The organism is Streptomyces sp. BR123 (assembly GCF_013401435.1).
GTDB lineage: Bacteria > Actinomycetota > Actinomycetes > Streptomycetales > Streptomycetaceae > Streptomyces.
Map to the genome: position 1 here is coordinate 1 of NZ_JACBGN010000351.1, position 6,879 is coordinate 6,879.

Sequence of the window (6,879 nt, forward strand, 5' to 3'; positions counted from 1 at the left end):
CCCGCCCTGCTGCAGATCGGCACCCGGCCGCCGACCCCGGTGCGCGTGCCGTGAGCCCCGCCCGCCCCCAGGCCGTTCCCGTGCCCGGTTCCGTCCGCATCGCCGTGCCCGGCCTACGGCGCTTCACCGGGCCGCGCCCGCCGCGCCCCGAGGTCTGCGAACTGTGCGGGGTGCCGGTGGCCGAGCAGGGCCACCGGCACCTGGTGGAGACCGAGAAACGGGCCCTGGTCTGCGCCTGCACACCCTGCGCCCTGCTCTTCGACCGCACCGGGGCCGGCGCCGGACGGTACCGCACCGTCCCCGACCGCTACCTCACCGACCCCGCCCACCGGCTCGACGACAGCGCCTGGGAACGGCTGCGGATCCCGGTCGGCGTCGCCTTCTTCTTCCGCAACGCCGCCCTCGACCGGCTCGTCGCCCTCTACCCCAGCCCCGCCGGGGCCACCGAGAGCGAACTCGACCCGCAGACCTGGCAGTCCGTCCTCGGCACCGGCCGGCTCGCCGGGATGCTGGAGCCCGACGTCGAGGCGCTGCTCCTGCGCCGCACCCGGGACCGCACCGACTGCCACCTCGTCCCCATCGACATCTGCTACGAACTGGTGGGCCGCATGCGGCTGCTCTGGCAGGGCTTCGACGGCGGCGCGGAGGCCCGCGCCGCCCTCACCGCCTTCTTCGCCGAGGTCGAGCGGCGCGCCGCCGCGCTGCCCGCACCCCGGACGGACGGGCAGGAGAGGCCGCTGTGACCGACTTCGCCTTCACCTGCACCGGCGTTCGCGCCGACCCCTACGCGGCCGGCCCCACCCTGGTCTTCCGGCTGCGCATCACCGCCTCCGGCGGCGCCCGCGTCCACGCCCTCGCCCTGCGCTGCCAGCTGCGCATCGAACCGGCCCGGCGCGGCTACGGGCCCGCCGAGGCCGCCGCCCTCCGCGACCTGTTCGGCGACCGCTCCCGCTGGGGCAGCACCCTCCACCCCGTCCAACTCGCCCAGGTCGCGGTCATGGTCCCCGGCTTCACCGGCGAGACCGAGACCGACGTCGCCGTGCCGTGCAGCTACGACACGGACATCTCCGCAGGCCGCTACCTCGCCGCCCTGGAGGACGGCGAGGCGCCCCTGCTGATGCTGTTCTCCGGTACGGCCTTCACCGGCGCCGGCGGCTTCCACGTCGAGCCCGTGCCCTGGGACCGCGAGGCGACCTGCCGGCTGCCCGTCGCCGTGTGGCAGGAGATGATGGAGCAGCACTTCCCCGGCTGCGGCTGGCTGCGACTGCCCCGCGACACCATGGCGGACCTGCTCGCCTACCGCTCCCGCCACGCCCTCGCCTCCTGGGAGGAGACCGTACGGGCTCTGCTCGGCGCGGCGCACGACGACGGGCCGCCGCCCCGGGAGCGCGCCCGGTCCGGCGCCGTCCTGCCGCGCGCCGCCGGGAGGACCGCGCCATGACCACGACCACCGCCGCGGTGCCGGCGTCCCGCTTCGCCCTCGCCCGCCAGGTCGCCGACGCCGTCCTGTTCGAGGGCTACGTGCTCTACCCGTACCGCGCCTCCGCCGCGAAGAACCGCATGCGCTGGCAGTTCGGCGTCCTGGTGCCGCCCGCCTGGGGCCCCCGACACGGCGAACACTCCGTCCAGCGCACCGAACTGGTGGCGGAACCCCGCGCAGACGCCTCCGTCGCCGTCGAACTGCGCTTCCTGCACGCCCGGCGCCGCACCGTCGAAGAGGCCCGCGCCGACGGCTCCTTCGCCGCCGTGCCCCGACTGCACCTGCCCGACCGGGTCCTCGTCCCCTGGGACGAGGGAAGCGAGGAGCGGGTCGCGATGAGCGTCCGCGTCGCCGACCTGGAGGCCGGCGAGGTGTCGCTGCCGTTCACGCGGCCCGCCCGCGAGGAGGCCGAACCCGTCCTCGACGCCGACGGACGGCAGGTCGGCCGCCTGGTCCGGCGCACCGAGCGGATCGACGGCGTCCTGCGCCTGCACGCCGCACCCCTGGACGTCCCGTACCGGTCGCTGAAACTCACGGCGGTCGTCGAGAACACCGCCGGCTGGACCCCGCCCGACGAGGGGGCCGACCGCGACGCCGCCCTGGCGCGCTCGCTCGTCGCCGCGCACCTCCTGCTCGGCCTGAGCGCCGGTTCCTTCCTGTCGATGACCGACCCGCCCGAATGGGCCCGGGCCTCGGTCGCCGGCTGCGACAACCGGCACACCTGGCCGGTGCTCGCCGGCGAGGACGGCCGCGCCGACGTGGTCCTGTCCTCCCCGATCATCCTGGAGGACCACCCGCGGATCGCCCCCGAGAGCGCCGGGGCCATGTATGACGCCACCGAGATCGACGAGATCCTCGCCCTGCGCACGGCCGCCCTGACCGACCAGGAGAAGCGCGAGGCCCGCGGCACCGACCACCGCGCGGCCGCCGTGATCGACCTGGCCGACACCCTGCCCCCCGAGGTGTGGGAGCGGCTCCACGGCGCCGTCCGGTCCCTGCGCGAGATCACCGGCGAGACCACCGAACCGGCCGCCGCCGCCCCGCCGGCCGGCCCCGCACTGCTCGACGAGGATGCGGTGTTCCGACCCGACACCCCCTGGTGGGACCCCGCCCATGCGGACCCCGCCGCCCCGGACCGCGACCGGATCACCGTCGACGGGAAGGCTGTCGGCGCGGGCAGCCGGGTACTGCTCCGGCCGGGGCTGCGGCGCACCGACGCCCAGGACCTGTTCCTCCAGGGCCGCAGCGCCCTCGTCGAGGCAGTGCTCCGCGACGTCGACGGCGGAGTCCACCTCGCCGTCACCGTCGACGGCGACCCGGGCGCCGACATCCGCCGCGAACAGGGCCGCTTCCTGTACTTCCAGCCCGACGAGGTCACCCCCCTGGAGGACGCGTGAGCCGCCGGATCCTGGTCGCCGGCATCGGCAACGTCTTCCTCGGCGACGACGGCTTCGGCGTCGAGACCGTCCGGCGGCTGTCCGCACCCGGGACCCGCCTCCCCGACGGGGTGGAGACCGCCGACATCGGCATCCGCGGCGTCCACCTCGCCTACCGACTGCTCGACGGCTACGACACGCTCGTCCTGGTCGACGCCACCGCACGCGGCGGAGCCCCCGGGACGCTGTACCTGATCGAGGCCACCGGGGACGGGCCCGTCGCCCCGCAGGCCCCCGTCCTCGACGGCCACCAGATGTCCCCCGACGCCGTGCTCGCCCTTCTCGACACCCTGTGCGCCGGAACCGGGGCCGCCCCGCCCCGGCGCACCTGGGTCGTCGGCTGCGAACCCGGCTGCCTGGACGAGGGGATCGGCCTGAGCCCCCCGGTGGCCGCCGCCGTCGACGAGGCCGTGCGGATGGTGCTGGACCTCGTACACCACCGGGACGAGGGGACGGCCCGGACCGAACCGGGTGCAGCCGCCAACTGAGGAGGATCCCATGAGCTCGAACAAGACCGTGATCGGCGGCTGGGCCGCCGCCGTCCTCACCCTGCTGGTGCTGAAGGCGCTCCTGCCCGACTTCCGGCGCTACCTGCGCATCCGCCGCATGTGACCGCGGGCCGACCGCGGAACGGCCGCGGGACCGCTTCAAGGCCCGGTCCCGCGGCCCGTTCGCGTCCGAATGGCGTACGGCCCGCCCGGCGCGTCGGCGCGCCCGGCCGTACCGCACCCCGCCCGCGGGTCTAATGAGGCCCGGCAGGACGGAGACCCATGCACGAGATGTCGATCGCCATGGCCGTGGTGGGCCAGGTGGAGGAAGCGGCCGAGGCCGCCGGCGCGTGCGCCGTCACCTCGGTCCGGCTCCAGGTCGGTGAGCTGGCCGGGGTGGTGCCCGACGCCCTCGCCTTCTGCTTCGAACTTGCCTGCAACGGAACCCTCCTCGAAGGCTCCGCGCTCGAAACCGAGCCGGTGCCCGGCCGCGCCCACTGCAGGTCCTGCACCGCCGACTGGGCGACCGGCATGCCGCCCCGACTGGCCTGCCCCCGCTGCGACCGGGCGACCGATGTCGAACTCCTGGCCGGGCGCGAGCTGCAGCTCCTGAGCGTGCGCTGGGAGGACGGCCCCGCCCCCACCCCGCCCCGTGTACCCATCGCCGAGGAGTGCTGAACCATGTGCCGTGTGGTCGACCTGAAGCAGGCGGTCCTCGCCAAGAACGACTCCGCCGCGCAGGCCCTGCGCACCGGACTCGCCGCCCGCGGCACCAGCGTCGTCAACCTGCTGTCGAGCCCCGGCAGCGGAAAGACCGCCCTCCTGGAACGCGAACTCGGCCTCGCCCACGAGCGGGGCGTACCGGTCGCCGCCCTCACCGCCGACCTGGCCACCGAGAACGACGCCGCCCGCCTCGCGCGCTCGCGCGTCCCCGTCACACAGCTCCTCACGGACGGGCTGTGCCACCTGGAGGCCGGGATGCTCGCCCGCCACCTGGACGGCTGGCTGCCCGAGGACACCCGGCTGCTGTTCGTGGAGAACGTCGGCAACCTCGTCTGCCCTGCCTCCTACGACCTCGGGGAGTCCCTGCGCATCGTGCTGGCCTCGGTCACCGAGGGCGAGGACAAGCCGCTGAAGTACCCGACGGCCTTCGGGCTCGCCCAGCTCGTCGTCGTCACCAAGACGGACATCGCGCGCGCCGTCGAGTTCGACGAGGCCGCCTTCCGCGCCAACGTCCAGCAGGTCAACCCCGGCGTCGAGATCCTGCTGACCTCCGCCCGCACCGGGGAGGGCGCCGGCGCCCTGCTGGACCGGGCGCTCGCCGCCGGCGACGGCGCACCCGTCCACGTCCCGGCCATGGCCGGGCAGCAGCCCGCACACCGTCACCACCACCATCACGCCGACGGCTCCGCAGACCGCACGCATCCCGGGGCGTCCGTCGCGGCTCCGGTTCCGACCCGCTGATGGAGGCCGTACAGCGCCGCCGGATCGTCGTGCGCGGGGTGGTGCAGGGCGTGGGCTTCCGACCGTACGTGTACACCCGGGCGACCGGGCTCGGCCTCACCGGGCACGTCACCAACACCCCCGAGGGCGTGGTGGCCGAGATCGAGGGCGCCCCCGCTGCCGTCACGGCCTTCTGCGAGCGCCTCGCCGCCGACGCCCCGCCCCTGGCCGTCGTCCACACCGTCGACCACCACGAGGTCCCGGTCGCCGGCGGCTCCGGCTTCACCATCACCGCCTCCCGCGCCGACGGCCCCCCACGGACCCTCGTCTCCCCGGACACCGCCACCTGCGCCGACTGCCTCGCGGAACTCGCGGACCCAGCCGACCGGCGCCACCGGCACCCGTTCATCACCTGCACCCACTGCGGGCCCCGCTTCACCATCGTCACCGGTCTGCCGTACGACCGGGACCACACCACCATGGCCCGCTTCCCCATGTGCCCCGACTGTGCCCGCGAGTACGCCGACCCCGCCGACCGGCGCTTCCACGCCCAGCCCGTGGCCTGCCCCGCCTGCGGCCCCCGCCTCCGCCTCCTGACGGGGGTGCCCGCGCGCGAGACCGGCGGGGCAGACCCGATCTCCGTCGCCCGCCGCCTCCTCGCCGCCGGGTCGATCCTCGCGGTCAAGGGGCTCGGCGGCTACCACCTCGCCTGCGACGCCGCGAACCCCGCCGCCGTGGCCGAGCTGCGCCGCCGCAAGGCCCGCGGGGACAAGCCGTTCGCCCTGATGGCCCGCGCCCCGTCGGACATCGAGCACCTCGTACGGCTCGACCCGGCCGAGCGGGGCCTGCTGACCGGCCCCGTACGCCCCGTCGTCCTGCTGCGCCGCCGCCCCGCAACGGGCTCCGGCCCCGGCGCGGTCGCCGACGCCGTCGCCCCGCGCTGCCCCGACCTCGGCGTGATGCTCCCGTACACGCCCGTCCACCACCTGCTGCTCGGCCTGCCAGGCGACCCGCCCGGCCCCCGCCTGCTCGTCATGACCAGCGGCAACCTGTCCGGCGAACCCATCGTCACCGACGACACCGAAGCCCTGGAGCGCCTCGGCGGCCTCGCCGACGCCTGGCTCACCCACGACCGCCCCATCCACGTCCCCTGCGACGACTCCGTCGTGCGCGTCTGCGACGGCGAACTGCTCATGCTGCGGCGGGCCCGCGGGTACGCGCCCCTGCCGCTGGAGCTGCCGCTGCCCGTACCGCCGGTGCTCGCCGCCGGGGGAGACCTGAAGAACACCCTCTGCCTCGGCGAGGGACGCAAGGCCTGGCTGTCCGCACACATCGGCGACATGGACGACCTGGCCACCCAGCAGGCCTTCGAACGCGCCGAACGCCAACTGGAGGCCATCACCGGCGTCCGGCCCGCCCGGCTCGCCGCCGACAGCCACCCGGGCTACCGCTCCGGCGCCTGGGCCCGGCGCGCCGCCGGCTCCCGCCCCCTGACCGCCGTCCAGCACCACCACGCGCACATCGCCTCCGCGATGGCCGAGCACGGACTCGACGGCACCGGCCGCGTCATCGGCGTCGCCTTCGACGGCACCGGGTACGGGGACGACGGAACCGTGTGGGGCGGCGAGATCCTCCTTGCCGACTACACCGGCCACCACCGCTTCGCCCACCTCGCCCCGGTCCCGCTGCCGGGCGGCGACGCGGCCGTCCGGCGGCCCTACCGGATGGCCCTGTCCCACCTGCGGGCCGCGGGACTGCCCCGCTCGCCGGACCTGCCCTGCACCGCCGTCTGCCCGCCCGAGGAACTCCGCGTCCTGGAACGCCAGCTGGAACGCGGCCTGCACTGCACCCCCACGTCGAGCATGGGCCGGCTCTTCGACGCCGTCTCCTCCCTGGCCGGGGTCTGCCACCACGCCGGGTACGAGGCCCAGGCCGCGATCGAGCTGGAGTCCGCCGCCCTGGCCGCGCTCCCCGCCGGCCCCGGCCCCGACCCCGGTTCCGGCTACGCCTTCGCCCTGCGGCACCCGCAGCC

The 6,879-nt window shown here is 75.7% G+C and carries 7 protein-coding genes; all 7 read left to right on the plus strand.

The window, feature by feature from the left end; all coding sequences use genetic code 11:
- Positions 1 to 80: 80 nt before the first annotated feature.
- Positions 81 to 743, plus strand: coding sequence for a DUF5947 family protein (locus HYE82_RS32255; protein ID WP_179177756.1), 663 nt, complete (start codon positions 81 to 83; stop codon positions 741 to 743).
- Positions 740 to 1,441 carry a DUF6084 family protein gene (locus HYE82_RS32260; protein ID WP_179177757.1) on the plus strand — a complete coding sequence of 234 codons (702 nt, stop codon included), beginning with the start codon at positions 740 to 742 and terminating at the stop codon, positions 1,439 to 1,441. The genes HYE82_RS32255 and HYE82_RS32260 overlap by 4 nt, the downstream gene beginning before the upstream one ends.
- Positions 1,438 to 2,877, plus strand: a complete 1,440-nt coding sequence (locus HYE82_RS32265; protein ID WP_179177758.1) for a hypothetical protein — start codon at positions 1,438 to 1,440, stop codon at positions 2,875 to 2,877. The genes HYE82_RS32260 and HYE82_RS32265 overlap by 4 nt, the downstream gene beginning before the upstream one ends.
- On the plus strand, positions 2,874 to 3,404 hold the full coding sequence (locus HYE82_RS32270) for a hydrogenase maturation protease (protein WP_179177759.1): 531 nt from the start codon (positions 2,874 to 2,876) through the stop codon (positions 3,402 to 3,404). Before HYE82_RS32265 ends, HYE82_RS32270 begins: the two co-directional genes overlap by 4 nt.
- A gap of 282 nt (positions 3,405 to 3,686) precedes the next feature.
- Positions 3,687 to 4,082 (plus strand): hydrogenase maturation nickel metallochaperone HypA, encoded by a 396-nt coding sequence (locus tag HYE82_RS32275; RefSeq protein ID WP_179177760.1) that lies wholly within the window; start codon positions 3,687 to 3,689, stop codon positions 4,080 to 4,082.
- Between the two features lie 3 nt (positions 4,083 to 4,085).
- Positions 4,086 to 4,868, plus strand: coding sequence for a hydrogenase nickel incorporation protein HypB (gene hypB / locus HYE82_RS32280; protein ID WP_179177761.1), 783 nt, complete (start codon positions 4,086 to 4,088; stop codon positions 4,866 to 4,868).
- Positions 4,868 to 6,879: carbamoyltransferase HypF (gene hypF / locus HYE82_RS32285; RefSeq protein ID WP_179177762.1), on the plus strand; the 2,012-nt coding region annotated here is incomplete at its 3' end. The genes hypB and hypF, both read left to right, overlap by 1 nt.

Bases quoted from the DNA above. Each gene is read 5' to 3' on its own strand.
- HYE82_RS32265 (WP_179177758.1), top strand. From the start codon at position 1,438: ATGACCACGACCACCGCCGCGGTGCCGGCGTCCCGCTTCGCCCTCGCC.
- HYE82_RS32275 (WP_179177760.1), top strand. From the start codon at position 3,687: ATGCACGAGATGTCGATCGCCATGGCCGTGGTGGGCCAGGTGGAGGAA.
- hypB (WP_179177761.1), top strand. From the start codon at position 4,086: ATGTGCCGTGTGGTCGACCTGAAGCAGGCGGTCCTCGCCAAGAACGAC.